General features: G+C 65.7%; 15 protein-coding genes. 6 read left to right on the top strand and 9 right to left on the bottom strand.

Features of this window, described 5'->3' with window-relative positions:
- The first annotated feature begins 85 nt into the window (after window positions 1–85).
- Window positions 86–898: an undecaprenyl-diphosphate phosphatase gene (locus ACODS2_RS01990; RefSeq protein ID WP_488997348.1), complete on the top strand. Its 813-nt coding sequence runs from the start codon at window positions 86–88 to the stop codon at window positions 896–898.
- 451 nt (window positions 899–1,349) lie between these two features.
- Here ACODS2_RS01990 and phhA read toward each other — a convergent pair whose 3' ends face one another.
- Window positions 1,350–2,288, bottom strand: coding sequence for a phenylalanine 4-monooxygenase (phhA, locus tag ACODS2_RS01985; RefSeq protein ID WP_488997347.1), 939 nt, complete (start codon window positions 2,286–2,288; stop codon window positions 1,350–1,352).
- A 159-nt stretch (window positions 2,289–2,447) separates the two neighbouring features.
- Here phhA and ppk2 point away from each other — a divergent pair, with 159 nt between their 5' ends.
- The 5 genes from ppk2 to ribA all read left to right on the top strand — a co-directional run bounded on the left by ppk2 (window position 2,448) and on the right by ribA (window position 6,434).
- Window positions 2,448–3,182 (top strand): polyphosphate kinase 2, encoded by a 735-nt coding sequence (ppk2, locus tag ACODS2_RS01980; protein WP_488997898.1) that lies wholly within the window; start codon window positions 2,448–2,450, stop codon window positions 3,180–3,182.
- 114 nt (window positions 3,183–3,296) lie between these two features.
- Window positions 3,297–3,464, top strand: coding sequence for a 50S ribosomal protein L33 (rpmG, locus tag ACODS2_RS01975; RefSeq protein ID WP_054106051.1), 168 nt, complete (start codon window positions 3,297–3,299; stop codon window positions 3,462–3,464).
- 81 nt (window positions 3,465–3,545) lie between these two features.
- Window positions 3,546–4,211, top strand: coding sequence for a LolA family protein (locus ACODS2_RS01970; RefSeq protein WP_488997346.1), 666 nt, complete (start codon window positions 3,546–3,548; stop codon window positions 4,209–4,211).
- Window positions 4,212–4,566: 355 nt separating this feature from the next.
- The gene (locus ACODS2_RS01965; RefSeq protein ID WP_488997345.1) at window positions 4,567–5,370 is read left to right on the top strand and encodes an exodeoxyribonuclease III; all 804 of its coding nucleotides are present in this window, start codon (window positions 4,567–4,569) and stop codon (window positions 5,368–5,370) included.
- Window positions 5,367–6,434 (top strand): GTP cyclohydrolase II, encoded by a 1,068-nt coding sequence (gene ribA / locus ACODS2_RS01960; protein WP_488997344.1) that lies wholly within the window; start codon window positions 5,367–5,369, stop codon window positions 6,432–6,434. Before ACODS2_RS01965 ends, ribA begins: the two co-directional genes overlap by 4 nt.
- A 32-nt stretch (window positions 6,435–6,466) precedes the next feature.
- Here the strand turns inward: ribA and ACODS2_RS01955 are convergent, their stop codons facing one another.
- The 8 genes from ACODS2_RS01955 to mobA all read right to left on the bottom strand — a co-directional run bounded on the left by ACODS2_RS01955 (window position 6,467) and on the right by mobA (window position 14,116).
- Window positions 6,467–6,910, bottom strand: a complete 444-nt coding sequence (locus ACODS2_RS01955) for a DUF2721 domain-containing protein (protein WP_421839647.1) — start codon at window positions 6,908–6,910, stop codon at window positions 6,467–6,469.
- Between the two features lie 10 nt (window positions 6,911–6,920).
- Window positions 6,921–7,724 carry a class I mannose-6-phosphate isomerase gene (locus ACODS2_RS01950; RefSeq protein ID WP_488997343.1) on the bottom strand — a complete coding sequence of 268 codons (804 nt, stop codon included), beginning with the start codon at window positions 7,722–7,724 and terminating at the stop codon, window positions 6,921–6,923.
- Window positions 7,721–8,761: a mannose-1-phosphate guanylyltransferase gene (locus tag ACODS2_RS01945; protein ID WP_488997342.1), complete on the bottom strand. Its 1,041-nt coding sequence runs from the start codon at window positions 8,759–8,761 to the stop codon at window positions 7,721–7,723. Before ACODS2_RS01945 ends, ACODS2_RS01950 begins: the two co-directional genes overlap by 4 nt.
- A 192-nt stretch (window positions 8,762–8,953) precedes the next feature.
- Window positions 8,954–9,700, bottom strand: a complete 747-nt coding sequence (locus ACODS2_RS01940; RefSeq protein ID WP_488997341.1) for a TonB family protein — start codon at window positions 9,698–9,700, stop codon at window positions 8,954–8,956.
- A 38-nt stretch (window positions 9,701–9,738) separates the two neighbouring features.
- The gene (gene fdhD, locus ACODS2_RS01935) at window positions 9,739–10,524 is read right to left on the bottom strand and encodes a formate dehydrogenase accessory sulfurtransferase FdhD (RefSeq protein ID WP_488997340.1); all 786 of its coding nucleotides are present in this window, start codon (window positions 10,522–10,524) and stop codon (window positions 9,739–9,741) included.
- Complete coding sequence (locus ACODS2_RS01930) at window positions 10,514–10,738, bottom strand: formate dehydrogenase subunit delta (protein ID WP_298168145.1); 225 nt, start codon at window positions 10,736–10,738, stop codon at window positions 10,514–10,516. The genes fdhD and ACODS2_RS01930 overlap by 11 nt, the downstream gene beginning before the upstream one ends.
- A complete protein-coding gene (gene fdhF / locus ACODS2_RS01925; RefSeq protein WP_488997339.1) occupies window positions 10,735–13,608 on the bottom strand; it encodes a formate dehydrogenase subunit alpha in 2,874 nt (957 codons plus the stop codon). Before fdhF ends, ACODS2_RS01930 begins: the two co-directional genes overlap by 4 nt.
- A complete protein-coding gene (gene mobA, locus ACODS2_RS01920) occupies window positions 13,598–14,116 on the bottom strand; it encodes a molybdenum cofactor guanylyltransferase (protein WP_488997338.1) in 519 nt (172 codons plus the stop codon). Before mobA ends, fdhF begins: the two co-directional genes overlap by 11 nt.
- Between the last annotated feature and the right edge of the window lie 20 nt (window positions 14,117–14,136).

The following is a 14,136-nucleotide window of genomic DNA, read 5'->3' as shown; positions in this document are numbered from 1 at the left end:
GGGCAGCGGCAAAACGACCGGATGACAGAACTTTAAGGTGGTGGCGGCTTGACAGAATGCTGCGCTGCGGCGACCCCTTGCCGCCATGGATACGACCATCACCGCCATCCTCCTCGGCATCGTCGAGGGGCTTACCGAGTTCATCCCCGTCTCCTCGACCGGGCACCTGATCCTTGCGTCGGAGCTGTTCGGCTATGACGCGAAGACATGGGAAGTGTTCAACGTTGTGATCCAGCTGCCTGCGGTGATGGCGGTGGTGGTGCTCTATTGGCGCACCTTCATGGACGTTGCGGTGGGCGCGCTGCGCGGATCGCGCGAATCGATCGCCTTCGTGCGCAACGTGCTCGCGGCGTTCATTCCGGCCGCGATCGTGGGCGTGCTGTTCAAATCGCGCATCGATCTGCTGCTGGAAAACCCGGTGGTGGTCTGCATCGCGCTGATCTTGGGCGGCTTTGCCATCGTGGCGGTGGAGCGGCTGGTCTCGCACCAGACTTACCGTCCGGTGGGCCAGATGCCGCTCGCGCAGGCGATCCGCATCGGCATGATGCAGTGCATCGCGGTGATCCCCGGCGTCTCGCGCTCGGGCGCGACGATCATGGGCGCGCTGGTGATGGGCGAGAACCGCAAGACGGCCGCCGAATTCAGCTTCTTCCTTGCGGTGCCGACTATGCTGGGCGCGACGGTGAAGCAATTGTGGGATCACCGGCACGAGCTTTCAGCAGGCGCGGGGCCGGTGGGCATGAAGGAAATCGCGATCGGCTCGGTGGTCTCGTTCGTGGTCTCGCTGATCGTGATCAAGTTCTTCATCGGCTTTGTCAGCAAGCGCGGCTTCACCCCGTTTGCCGTCTACCGGATCGTGCTGGGCGGCGCGGGGTTGGCCTGGTTGCTGTGGGTGTAAGTTTCAGGGCGTAGTGTCACAAGCGTGAATGGCGCGAATTGGTGGGAAGCGGAAGGGTCACTTTTCGGCGCTGCACGCGGGTGGCTTGCAATATCACCCTGCTTTACCGGTTTATAGCTTCAATCACGTTTATTAAGTCAGATGCAGTATGGTTCTCGAAGCTTTTACCTTGAAAGTTTACAGTGCCAGTATTGAATACGTTCATCACTAATCCACATGGAAAATCAAACTTTGTTTGAAGTCCCGATGGATGGGATTTTGTAGCTTTAGGATGCTTTTCTTCAACAAACTTAATCAGCATTGCTGTATTATTGCACTTCAACGGCATAAAGCCCTCCCACACATCGCCGGTATTTGTCAGGTTGAACCTGCACCTAAGGTAGCTCCGAAGCAAGTCGAAAGTGGACGTGAGTGACCAGAGTTGAGCGCAAGCCCACCTGCACCGCAGGTTCTAGACCGGCAAAGCCCCGCTCCCCCGCCCTCCGCGCAGGTGATACTCAAGCGTGCCGCGATGGAGCACATCGTCTACATCGATCACCGCGCTGCCGGCATAGGTGAAGCCTGCGCCCAGCCCGCGATAGAGCCGGTCGAAATCACGCTCGACGGTCTGGCGAAAGAGATCGGCGAAGCTTTCGATCACGAAGTAGGTCGGCTGGAGATCATCGATCGCGTAGTCGGTGCGCATCACCCGGTCGACATGGAGCATGATCCGGTTGGGTGACTGCGCCTCGAGCGCGAAAACCGCCTCGGTCGGGCCGGAGAGGATGCCCGCGCCATAGGCCCTGAGGCCATCGGCTTCCATGATCAGGCCGAATTCGACCGTATACCAGTAAAGCGCGCCGAGCGCCTTCAAGCGGTTGTAGCGCATCGCCTTCCACCCGGCGCGGCCGTATTCCTGCATGTAATCGGCAAAGACCGGGTCGGTCAGCATCGGCACATGGCCGAACACATCGTGGAAGACGTCCGGCTCCTCGATATAGTCGAAGCGTTCGCGCGGGCGGATGAAGTTGCCGGCCGGGAAGCGGCGGTTGGCGAGGTGCCAGAAGAACACGTGATCGGGGATCAGCATCGGCACCGGCACGACGCTCCAGCCGGTGAGCGCGCCCAGCTCTGCCGAGAGCCGCGCGAAATCGGGCACGCCGCCGCGGCCGAGATCGAGCCGGTCGAGCCCCTTGAGGAAGGCAGTCGCGGCACGGCCGGGCAGGATCTGCATCTGGCGGGCGAAGAGATCGTCCCACACGCGGTGCTCGTCCGCCGAATAGTCGGTCTGATGCGGCTCGAGCCAGTCCTCGCCGACATGCGGCGGACGCTGCAGCGGCGCGGTGAAGAGGCCGGCGGGCAGTTCGGGGAGCCGGGTGAAATCGGCTGCGAGTTCGATAAGGTCGGACATGGTTTCAGTTGCAACTTTTAACAGACGCGCTCACCGCGCGCAATCGGCGGCGATTGCCAAAGCCGCGGGGGTGCGACAGTCTGCCCTTTCAGAGCGAGAGGAACTGCCGTGAGCAAGGACGATTTGGGCCGCAAGGACTACGAAGAAGCGCTCGAGGCGATGCAGGCCGAACTCACCGCGATGGCGGGCTGGGCGCGGCAATGCGGCGCGCGGATCCTCGTGATCCTGGAAGGGCGCGATACTGCGGGCAAGACCGGCGCGATCAACGCGATCTCGCAGAAGCTCAACCCGCGGCAGGTGCGCACTGTCGCCCTGCCATCACCGACCGACCGGGAAAAGACGCAGTGGTATTTCCAGCGCTATGTGCCGCATCTGCCAGCGGGCGGCGAAATCGTGCTGTTCGACCGCAGCTGGTACAACCGGGCGGGGGTCGAGAAGGTCATGGGCTTTGCCACCGAGCCGCAGGTTGCGGCCTTTCTGGACGCGGCGCCAACGTTCGAGCGGATGCTGGTCGATGATGGGCTGCTGCTGTTCAAGTACTGGCTCGCCTGCGATCAGGAGGAGCAGGAAGAGCGGCTGGCCGAGCGGCACGACGATCCCACCAAGCGCTGGAAGATCTCGCCCATCGACGTAGCCGCGCGCGGCAAGTACCGGGCCTATACCGAAGCGCGCGAAGCGATGCTGCAGGCGACGCACACCAAGCACGCGCCGTGGACCCTCGTGGATTTCAACGATCAGCGCCGGGGGCGGCTGACGTTGGTGCGCGATCTGCTGGACCGGCTGCCGATCAAGCAGGTGGAGGAGACGGTTCCGGGGCTGCCGCCGCTGGCCGAACCGTGCGCGAAGGAGCACTTCGGGGTGCTCAAACCTCTGAGGCCCTATCCCGACGCTTGACTTTTGCGCGATTCGCTCACAACGACCGGCCCCTGTCTGGCGGCGTGGCAACGCGCCGCCGTATTCGTTTTTATGCGCGCTTTCGTGTTTCTGGCGCAAGTTCAGGATAAAGCCATGGCCAAGCCCACTACCGTCAAGATCCGCCTGGTCTCGACCGCCGACACCGGCTTCTTCTATGTCACGAAGAAGAACCCGCGCAACACCACCGAGAAGATGGTGTTCCGCAAGTATGACCCGGTTGTGCGCAAGCATGTCGAGTTCAAGGAAGCCAAGATCAAGTAAGCGGCTTATGGCCCGGCGCATGGCCCGAAATCGGGTTCACGCCGGGTTCAATGGCCCTTCGGCAGTGGTATAGGGATGACCATGAACCTCTCCCTTGCCCGCCGGCTTTCCGCCCCCCGTTCCTTTGTCGCCGCCGCGCTGTTTGCGTTGGCGGCGCCTGTCGTGACCGTGGCTGCCGCGCCGCCTGCTGCGGCGCCCGTGGCGAATCCGCAGATCGAGCAGGCGGTCGCCGCCCTGCGCGCGATCACGACGCTGCAGGCCGATTTCGTTCAAACCGATCGCAACGGCCAGCGCCTGACCGGCGTGCTTTCCATGCAGCGCCCCGGCAGGATTCGTTTCCAGTATCAGGCGGGCGTGCCGCTGCTGATCGTTTCTGACGGCGCGGCGCTGACGCTGATCGACTACGAAGTGCGGCAGGTGCAACGCTGGCCGATCCGCAACAGCCCGCTGGGCGCGCTGCTCGATCCGAACAAGGACGTGGCGCGCTTTGCCACGCTGAACCCGACCGGTCATTCTGATGTACTCAGCATGGATGTGCGCGATCCTCGCCACCCAGAATATGGCTCGATCACCATGATCATGCTGCGCAAGGCCGGCGCGCCCGGCGGGTGGGAGCTCAACAGCTGGATCGCGCTCGATTCGCAGAACCGGCGGACGACCGTGCGGCTTTCGAATCAGCGCTATGGCATCGCGCTTCCGTCCAACATCTTCCGCTGGAACGACCCGCGGACCGCTGGCCGCAAATAGTCGGCCGTTCATCGCAGTGCCGAAGGGCCATCGCGATCCCGCGACAATTTGCGACCAGTTTGGGACTTCCCTGACAACACCGTTCATCCGCCAGCAAGCGGCGGGGTCCTAGAAAGAAGGGGTCAAGACGGATCCGACCGGGTTCGCCCCCCCTGTTACCCGGTCCACAATCCCCCTTCCGTCATGACAGCGTGACGAACGCACAAGGAACCCTCGGACCACGCCCCCGGTCCGAGGGTTTTTTTGTTCGGTTGTTCAGGTTCCCCCGGAATCGGACTCATGGCCCCCCCCGCTAGCGCGACGATTGCACGACCATCCGCTTGCCGCTGTCGCCTCAGGACCGTAAAGCGCGGCCATGGCTTCTCCCACGCTCACCGTCGCCACCTGGAACATCAATTCGGTGCGGCTGCGCATCGATCAGGTCGAACGGTTTCTGACCGAGCAGGCACCCGATGTGCTGTGCCTGCAAGAGATCAAGACCGCCGAGGCGCTGTTCCCGCACGAGATGTTCGAGCGGCTGGGCTACACCTACCGCGCGGTGCATGGGCAGAAGGGCTACCACGGTGTCGCAACCGTAAGCCGCCTGCCGATCCGCGAGGTGAACCGGCACGATTGGCAGGCCAATGGCGAGGCGCGGCATGTGGGGGTCGAGGTGCTCGGCGCGGGCCAGGGCCTGATTCTCGAGAACGTCTATATCCCGGCGGGCGGGGACATTCCCGATCCGGAAGCAAACCCGAAGTTCGGCCAGAAACTGGCGTTCCTTGAGCGGATGACGCGCTGGGCCGATGCGCTTGACCGGCCGACGCTGATCGTGGGGGACTTCAACATCGCCCCGCTGGACTGCGACGTCTACAATCACAAGGCGCTGCTCAAGGTCGTCAGCCACACGCCGCAGGAAGTGGCGGCGCTGGGCGCATTCGGCGATGCGCATGGCTGGGTGGACCTGGGGCGCAAACATATCCCAGCGCCCGAGCGGAACTATTCGTGGTGGTCCTACCGTTCCTATTGGCGGGAAAAGGATCAGGGGCGGCGGCTCGACCATATGTGGGCCTCGCCGGAGCTTGCCGCGCAATCGCTCTCGCACCGCTTCGTCGAGGAGACGCGGCGCTGGGATCAGCCTTCCGACCATATCCCGCTGGTGACGGAGTTCGCGCTTTGAGCGGAGAGCCGCGTGCGGTGGCGCTGGCGCTCGATGCGCTGCGCCATGGCTGGGCGATCCGGGTAGAAGGTCCGGACGGGGCGCTCGATCTGCTGCCGGCGGAGACTGCGTTCGTGCAGCCCGGGCTCTATGCCGCGCGGCTGCTGATTTCCCACGCGCGCGCCGCCACGCTGAAGCTTGCCAACCAGCGCGATGCGGCGGAACCGCATATGCCGGTGATGATCCACGGCGCGGAGCCCTTTTCGCTCCACGCCGCGCGCCGACTCGCCGATCCCGCACTCGATCTGGCCGAGCCGATGCGCGGCCCTTTCCGCGCCGACCCCTGCCCCGCGCAGACGGCGGCAGTTGCGGCGATGGAGCTGGCGCGGCTGGCGGGGATCCTGCCGGCGTTCATGGTCGCGACCGGGGTTGAGCCTTCGGCCCATGTAACGCCGGCCGATCTTGGCGCGTTCAAGGATCCGATGGAGCTTACCATCCAGGCGCGCGCACGGCTGCCAGTCGATGCCTGCGAGCATGCCGAGATTATCGCCTTCCGCGCGCGCGACGATCTGCGCGAGCATGTCGCGCTGGTGATCGGCACGCAAAGCGGGGACCATGTGCCGCTGGTGCGGCTCCACAGCGAATGCCTGACGGGCGATGTGCTCGGCAGCCTCAAGTGCGATTGCGGGCCGCAGCTTGATGCGGCGCTGGCGCGCATGGCGGAGGAAGCCAATGCGGGTGGCTGGGGGCTGCTCCTGTATCTGCGGCAGGAAGGGCGCGGAATCGGCCTCATCAACAAGTTGCGTGCGTATGAATTGCAGGATCAGGGCTTCGACACCGTGGACGCGAACGAGCGGCTGGGCCTGCCGAGCGAAGCGCGCGATTTCCCGGTAGCGGCGCGGATGCTCGATCTGCTGGGCGTGAGGGCGGTGCGGCTACTGACCAACAACCCGGCCAAGGTGGCGGCGCTGGAAGCCGTGGGCGTGACGGTGAGCGAGCGCGTGGCGCACCAGTTGCCGGCCAATCCGCACAACGCGCGCTATCTTGATACCAAGCGCGACCGGACGGGGCATCTGCTGCGTTAAATGGGGACAGTCCCCATTTTGTGAGCTGGGATTCAGAGATCGCCGCGTTCGAGTTCGAGCAATTCAGGCGGCAGGCGCAGCGCGCGGGCGGCGAGGCGGGTTTCGAGCAGGAGCAGGACCAGCGCGCACATGAGCAGCGCGATGGCAGCGACGAATGTCAGCGCCGTCACCACGCGCAGATCGGCATTGACGAGTTCGCTGAGGAACAGCGCCGCGACCGTGGTGCCGATGGCGAGACCGCTGATCACCAGACACAGCAGCGCATGACCGATATGCGCGATCCGCTGGTCGATGATGCGCATTTCGACCACGATCACATCGTGCTCGCTGCCCTGGGTGCCGGGATGGAGCGTCTGCAGGTGGCGCGAACGATCGACCATGCGCGCAAGGCGCGTGGTGAGGATGTTCATGATATTGCCGATGGCCACGAGCACGAAGACCGGCGCCAGCGCGAGCTGGATGGTCTGTGCGATCATCCCGGGGTGTTCAGGCTGCACGGACGAGAATGCTCTGGCTTTCCGGTGTGAAGGTGATGGCGCTGGCCGCAGCGGCGGCGGCGCACTCGCCCGGACGGAGCAGATGGCCGCCCAGTTCCACCTCGCCCCGGCGTGGCAGCACGAGCATGGGGCCGGAATATTCCGCCAGTAGCGCGGCGTCCGGCACGCCTTCGACGCGGTGGGCGGTGAAGTAAGGCCCGCGGGCAAGCTCAACCGTCCCGGTGGGCGCAAGATGGCGGTGGAGGGCCGCTGCGTAGGGTTCGCCCTTGGCAACGCCGATGCCCTTGTCGAGATGGAGCGGGCGCGGGCGGCCATAGTCATAGAGCCGGTAGGTGATATCGGAGTTCTGCTGGATCTCGATCAGGCTGACCCCGGCACCGATGGCGTGGACGGTGCCCGCCGGAATGTAGAAGAAGTCGCCCGCCTGCACCGGGTGCCAGACCAGCAGGTCCTCGATGCTGCCATCCAGCGCGGCGGTGCGCATGGCCTCTGGCCCGATCGGTTCGTGAAAGCCGATGCCGAGGGTGGCGCCCGGCTCGGCATCGATCACCAGCCAGCATTCCTCCTTGCCCGTATCGTACTCGCCCAGGTCCTTCGCCTGCGCGTCGTCCGGGTGGACCTGGACCGAGAGCTTCTCGCTCGTGAAGATGTATTTGACGAGGAGCGAACTGACTTCCTCGATGGGTTCGAACCAGATCTCGCCGATACGCTTGCCGTATGGGGCCATGAACGGGGCGGGCAGCTGATCGCGCCCCCACGGCTTCTCCACGGTGCGCACGGCAAGCAGGCTCATTGGTTCACCGCGCCTGAAAGCTTGCCGACTTTCTGCGCGCCGTCAGCCGTGCAGACGAGCACTTCGTCCTTGTCGACAACGACGATCAGATCGCGCGCACCGATCACCGAAACGCGCGGTCCATCGCTTTCCACGAGGACATTCGTGCAATCGACGAGTTCGGCGCGTCCGCGCGATGCATTGCCTTCGTCATCGCGGTCGAGCGCTTCATGCAGCGCCTGCCAGTTGCCGATATCGGACCATGCCATGGCAGCGGGGACCATGGCGGCGCGGGCGGTGTTTTCCATGACGGCGTAATCGACCGATTCGCCTTCGATTCGCGCGAAGGCGGCCGGATCGGGATAGAAGCGCGTGCCATCCTCCCGGCCTTCCGCCACGGCGGCCTGCACCGCAGCAGCCAGCGCCGGGCGATGGGCGGCAAGTTCCTCGAGGAAGGTGCCCGCGCGGAACGCGAAGATGCCGCCGTTCCACGCATAGCCGCCATCGGCCAGGAAACCGATCGCGCGCTGCAGATCAGGCTTTTCGACGAACTGCGCAACCGCAAAGCCGCCGGAGCCTTCAATCGCATCGCCGCGGCGCAGATAGCCAAACCCGGTTTCGGGCGCAGTTGCAGCAATGCCGAACGAGACCAGCCAGCCGCCGCGCGCAAGGGCAGCCGCTTCCCGCGCGGCAGCCTGAAAGGCCGCCACATCGCCGATGTGGTGATCGCTCGGGCAGACCAGCATCACCGCGTCTTTGGGCAGGCGCAAGGCGGCAAGAGCAATCGCGGCGGCGGTGTTCTTGCCTTCAGGCTCGACGATCACCGTGCTGCGCGCTGGATCGGGAAGCTGCGCCTCGACATGCTCGAGATGCGCGGCGCCGGTGACCACGATGGGCGCGCCGAATCCGGCCTCCGCCGGGCAGCGCAGCACCGTCGCCTCGAACAGCGTGGTATCGCCGACCAGCGGCAGGAACGGCTTGGGGCAGGTCTTGCGGGAACGCGGCCAGAGGCGGGTGCCGCTGCCGCCGCACAGAACAACGGGAATGATAGTGTCCATCGGGTTCCTGTTTCGCGGCTCCGGACAAAGCCACCTTCGGCGGCAGCTCGGTCTATGGCAATAGCCTACGTATAAGTCACGGCAATGCTGTTAGGGTCCAAATTCAATCATGTCGTGTCTGATACGTCCAGATTGTGAACAGATCGCGGGAAGTGGCCTCGGCGTTGATCATTTGAGGCTTCTGACGGTCGCTTATGGCGCGAACCACCGCTGCTGCCAGCCGAATTCGGACGAAACCGGATTGCCGGCACGGTCGGTTGCCGGGCGAAAGCGGAAGCGTTCGGTCGCCAGGCGGCAGGTGATGGCATCGGCCTCCGCGTCGGGGCTCGGCTGGTGGATGCGGCAGCCGTGGACACGGCCATCGGTGCCCACGGTGAGCACCACGATGACGCTCTTGCCCAGCCGCAGGTTGCGGGTTCGCGCCGGATAATCGCGCGTGGCCGTGATCTCGCCCGCAATCTTGACCGCACGGCTGGCGCCCGCGCCCCAGCCATCGCCGCTGCCGCCGCTGCCCGTACCGGAGCCCGCGGTGCCGCCGCCGGTGCCGCTGCCAAGGCTGGTTGCACCCGATTTCGTTGCATCCCCGGTGGAAGCGGCGGGGGCGGCGATCATCGCCTTGGTGAGAATCTTCGCGGGCGCGGCGACCACGGGCTTGGGCTTGGCCGCCTTGGCAGCAGCACCTTCGGCTCCGGCTGGCTGGGGCGTTGGGACCGGGCTGGCCGGGGGCGGCGGAGGGGGTGGCGGCGGATCGAGCGGAACCGAATAGGCTGCGGTCGCCGCTTGCTGGATCGCCGTGATCGCGCTGCCCGCAAGGCCGGTGAAGATCGCGAAGCCGAGCGCGACATGAAGCAGCGCGACCGCCAGCATCAGCCACGCACGCGCGCGGCGGCTGAGGCCGGGGCGATCGGTGAAGCGGGTACTGGCGGGCGCGGTGGTCACCCGGGGATGTCTAAAGCATCCGGGGGTAAACCGGAATCCTAGTCGCTGAGAAAGCTGTCCTCGCGCGCCAGCGAGACGAGGCGCAGGCCGTGGGCGGCGGCCTGCTGCGCGGCGAGCGTCGAGGCGGCGGAGATCGTGACGAGCAGCGGGCAGCCTGCCAGCACCGCCTTCTGCACAAGCTCGAAGCTGCACCGCGCGGTGAGGACGATGAAGCCTTGCCCTGCATTGAGCCCGGTCTGCGCCATCGCGCCCAGCAGCTTGTCGAGCGCGTTGTGGCGGCCGACATCCTCGCGCACCAGATGCACGGTGCCATCGGGGGTGCAGAATGCGGCGGCGTGGACGGCGCGGGTGGCTTTGCCGAGCGGCTGGAGATCGGGGAGCGCGGCGACGGCGCGGAAGATCGCCGCGTCATCGACTTCGATTTGCGCCGTAATCGGCGGCAGCGGGCGCAGGACCTGTTCGAGGCTTTCGATGCCGCAGAGGCCGCAGCTGCCCTCGGCCAGGCGCAGGCGGGCGCGCTCCATCAGCGGCGCGGCATCATCGGCGGCGAGCTGAATCCGCAGCATCCAGCCGCCAGCGGGGACTTCGCTCGCCTCGGCGGACAGAAGCTGTTCGGGCGCGGCGATCAGCTGTTCGGAAAGGCAGAAGCCGAGCGCGTAGTCGCCAAGATCCGATGGCGTCGCCATCATCACCGCATAGCCGAGGCCGTTGATCTCGACCGCGATGGGCGCCTCGATCGCCAGCAGCCGCTCGCGCGGGGCGGGCGCGCGGCCATCGGCGAAATGTTCGGCGAATGTATGCTGCCGGGCAGCTTCAGGCAGCATGCGCGGCGAGCCGGTCAAGCGCCGCGCGCGCCACGGGATCGAGCGCAGCGCCTTGCGGCCCATCCAGCACAGCCAGCACATCGGCTATCATCCGGGGCGACCAGAAGGCGTGGATGTGATCGGCGATCATGGCAACGGGGTCCGGCTCGTGCGTCACGTTCCGCGCGATCTGGTTGGCCATGTAGACGAGCTTTTCGGCGGTATGCGCGCTCATTCGGCTGGCTCCATCGCACCTTCATGCCCCTTGATCCGGCGCGAACGCGCGGCCTGTGCCTCGTATTCCTCCTGCCAGTCGGTCGGGCCGTTGGACGGGGTGATCTGCACGGCAGTCACCTTGTATTCGGGGCAATTGGTGGCCCAATCCGAATAGTCGGTGGTGATCACGTTGGCCTGCGTCACCGGGTGGTGGAAGGTGGTGTAGACCACGCCCGGCGCAACGCGGTCGGTGACGGTGGCGCGCAAGGTCGTCTCGCCCGAGCGGCTGGCGAGGCGAACCCAATCGCCCGACTTGATGCCCCGGTTCTCGGCGTCGGCCGGGTGGATTTCGAGCAAGTCTTCCGGATGCCACACGACATTGGCGGTGCGGCGGGTCTGCGCGCCGACGTTGTAGTGGCTGAGGATGCGGCCTGTGGTGAGCAGCAACGGGAAGCGCGGGCCGGTGCGCTCGTCGGTCGGCACGTAGTCGGTCACCACGAACTTGCCCTTCCCGCGCACGAAGCCATCGATGTGCATGATCGGCGAGCCTTCGGGTGCGGCATCGTTGACCGGCCATTGCAGCGAGCCTTCGGCATCGAGCCGCGCGAAGCTGACGCCCGCGAAAGTCGGCGTGAGGCGGGCGATCTCATCCATGATCTCGCGCGGGTGGGTATAGGCCCAATCGAGCCCCATCGCCTGCGCCATGAGCTGGGTGATCTCCCAGTCCTCGTAGCCGTTCTTCGGTTCCATCACCTTGCGCACCGGCTGGATGCGGCGCTCGGCATTGGTGAAAGTGCCGTTCTTTTCGAGGAAGGTGGAGCCCGGCAGGAAGACATGCGCGTAATTGGCGGTTTCGTTGAGGAACAGGTCCTGCACGATCACGCATTCCATCGCGGCGAGGCCGGCGGCGACGTGTTTGGTGTCCGGGTCGGACTGGAGGATGTCCTCGCCCTGGATGTAGATCGCCTTGAACAGGCCGTCGGTCGCGGCATCGAGCATGTTGTTGATGCGCAGGCCCGGTTCGGGATCGATCGGCACACCCCACTCCGCCTCGAACAGCGCGCGGGCACTGGCGTCCGAGACATGGCGGTAGCCCGAAAGCTCGTGCGGGAAGCTGCCCATATCGCAGGCACCCTGCACGTTGTTCTGGCCGCGCAAGGGGTTCACGCCGACACCGCGGCGGCCGATGTTGCCTGTCGCCATCGCGAGGTTGGCAATCGCCATGACGGTGGAGGAGCCTTGGCTGTGTTCGGTGACGCCGAGGCCATAGTAGATCGCGCCGTTGCCGCCGGTCGCGAAGAGGCGGGCCGCGCCGCGCAGATCAGCGGCGGGAACGCCGGTGACCGGTTCGAGGAACTCGGGGCTGTTGCGTTCGAGCGAAACGAAATCGGCCCAGTGGCGATACTCTTCCCAATCGCAGCGTTCACGCACGAAGGCCTCGTCCGCCAGGCCTTCGGTGACGATCACGTGGGCGAGCGCGGTCAGCACCGCGACATTGGTGCCCGGGCGCAGCGGCAGGTGATAATCGGCGCTGACGTGCGGGCTGCGGACAAGATCGGTGCGGCGCGGATCGATCACGATGAGCTTGGCGCCCTGCCGCAAGCGGCGCTTCATGCGGCTGGCGAAGACGGGGTGGCCGTCGGTGGGGTTGGCGCCGATCACGAGGATCACGTCGCTGTCTTCGACCGAATCGAAATCCTGCGTGCCCGCCGAGGTGCCGAAGGTGGTCTTGAGGCCGTAGCCCGTGGGCGAATGGCAGACGCGTGCGCAGGTATCGACGTTGTTGGTGCCGAACCCGGCGCGGACGAGCTTCTGAACGAGGAAGGTCTCCTCGTTGGTACAGCGGCTGGAGGTGATCCCGCCCAGCGCATTGCGACCATACTTGGCCGAGATGCGTTTCAGTTCGCTAGCGGTGTGGGCGATGGCTTCGTCCCAGCTGACTTCCTGCCACGGCTCGTCGATCGACGAGCGGATCATCGGCGAAAGCACGCGTTCCTGATGCTGGGCATAGCCCCAGGCGAAGCGTCCTTTCACACAGGAGTGGCCGCGATTGGCCTTGCCGTCCTTCCACGGCACCATGCGCACGACTTCCTCGCCGCGCGTCTCGGCGCGGAAGGTGCAGCCGACGCCGCAATAGGCGCAGGTGGTGACGGTGGCGCGCTCGGGCTTGCCGATTTCCTTGACCGCCTTCTCCTGCAAGGTTGCGGTCGGGCAGGCCTGCACGCAGGCGCCGCAGGAGACGCATTCGGAACTGAGGAAGCTGTCTGACGACAAGCCCGCGCTCACCTTGCTGTCAAAGCCCCGGCCTTCGATGGTCAGCGCCAAGGTGCCCTGCACTTCATCGCAGGCGCGCACGCAGCGCGAGCACATGATGCACTTGGAGGGATCGAAATCGAAGTAGGGGTTCGAGATGTCCATCGGCTGGGCGAGGTTGTTCGCGCCCTCAAAGCCATAACGCACATCGCGCAGGCCCACGGCGGCGGCCTGATCCTGCAGCTCGCAATCGTTGTTGGCGCTGCAGGTGAGGCAGTCGAGCGGGTGGTCGGAGATATAGAGCTCCATCACCCCGCGCCGCAGCTTTTCGAGCTTCTTGGTCTGGGTGTGGACCTTCATGCCCTCGGAGACGAGCGTCGTGCAGCTGGCGGGTGTGCCGCGCATCCCGTCGATCTCGACAAGGCAGAGGCGGCACGAGCCGAATTGCTTGACGCTGTCGGTCGCGCAGAGCTTGGGGATCGAGCCGCCCGAGACGGCGGCAGCGCGCATCACGGTGGTGCCGGGGGCGACCGAAACTTCGCGGCCATCGATGTTGAGCGTGACGGTCGCGGCCCCGCGCACTTCGGGCGTACCGAAATCGGGCTGGGGGCGATAGGTTTCGCGTTCACTGTCCATCGAGGTGCTCCTGCGCGAGGGCGAGATCTTCGCGCGTGTTGATATTGGCGGGACTGGCCGAAAGATTGACGCGGCGCGCGCCGATCATTTCGGCAAAAGCGCGCATCGAATGCTTGGCATCGGAGGCGAGAAAGGCATCGAGCGCGGACGCGGCGCTGGCGGGCCAAAGGCCGATGACCGGCTGATCCGCCACGTAGGCCGGGGCGGGCGCAAGTTCGGTGCGGGTGCCGGAACCAAGGCCGCCGCAATCGACCCCGCAGGTGAGCACTTCGCTGTAGCCGTGACTGGCAGCATGGTGGAGCGCGGCGGCGATCCCGCCGAGCGGACCCATGCCGGGGCGCGGGCGGTCGGGGACGTCATCGCGACCTACCACGATCACGCCGTCGCATTGTGCTTCGAGCGAGGCGACCGCGCGTGCCAGCAGGGTGCGCCCGCCAAGCGCGGCCAGCGCCTTGTCGCTGCCGAAGCGCGAGGATTGCCCACCCGCAAGGACTGCGCCGAGGATCATGCTTTTCCCACCGTCGTGCT

The organism is Novosphingobium sp. FG137, assembly GCF_057809735.1.
This window is presented reverse-complemented; position numbering and strand designations above follow the sequence as displayed.

Excerpts from the sequence above, each read along its gene's own strand:
- ACODS2_RS01990 (WP_488997348.1), top strand. The coding sequence starts at position 86 with ATGGATACGACCATCACCGCCATCCTCCTCGGCATCGTCGAGGGGCTT.
- phhA (WP_488997347.1), bottom strand. The coding sequence starts at position 2,288 with ATGTCCGACCTTATCGAACTCGCAGCCGATTTCACCCGGCTCCCCGAA.
- ppk2 (WP_488997898.1), top strand. The coding sequence starts at position 2,448 with ATGCAGGCCGAACTCACCGCGATGGCGGGCTGGGCGCGGCAATGCGGC.
- rpmG (WP_054106051.1), top strand. The coding sequence starts at position 3,297 with ATGGCCAAGCCCACTACCGTCAAGATCCGCCTGGTCTCGACCGCCGAC.
- ACODS2_RS01970 (WP_488997346.1), top strand. The coding sequence starts at position 3,546 with ATGAACCTCTCCCTTGCCCGCCGGCTTTCCGCCCCCCGTTCCTTTGTC.
- ACODS2_RS01965 (WP_488997345.1), top strand. The coding sequence starts at position 4,567 with ATGGCTTCTCCCACGCTCACCGTCGCCACCTGGAACATCAATTCGGTG.
- ACODS2_RS01955 (WP_421839647.1), bottom strand. The coding sequence starts at position 6,910 with ATGATCGCACAGACCATCCAGCTCGCGCTGGCGCCGGTCTTCGTGCTC.
- ACODS2_RS01950 (WP_488997343.1), bottom strand. The coding sequence starts at position 7,724 with ATGAGCCTGCTTGCCGTGCGCACCGTGGAGAAGCCGTGGGGGCGCGAT.
- ACODS2_RS01945 (WP_488997342.1), bottom strand. The coding sequence starts at position 8,761 with ATGGACACTATCATTCCCGTTGTTCTGTGCGGCGGCAGCGGCACCCGC.
- fdhD (WP_488997340.1), bottom strand. The coding sequence starts at position 10,524 with ATGCTGCCTGAAGCTGCCCGGCAGCATACATTCGCCGAACATTTCGCC.
- ACODS2_RS01930 (WP_298168145.1), bottom strand. The coding sequence starts at position 10,738 with ATGAGCGCGCATACCGCCGAAAAGCTCGTCTACATGGCCAACCAGATC.
- fdhF (WP_488997339.1), bottom strand. The coding sequence starts at position 13,608 with ATGGACAGTGAACGCGAAACCTATCGCCCCCAGCCCGATTTCGGTACG.
- mobA (WP_488997338.1), bottom strand. The coding sequence starts at position 14,116 with ATGATCCTCGGCGCAGTCCTTGCGGGTGGGCAATCCTCGCGCTTCGGC.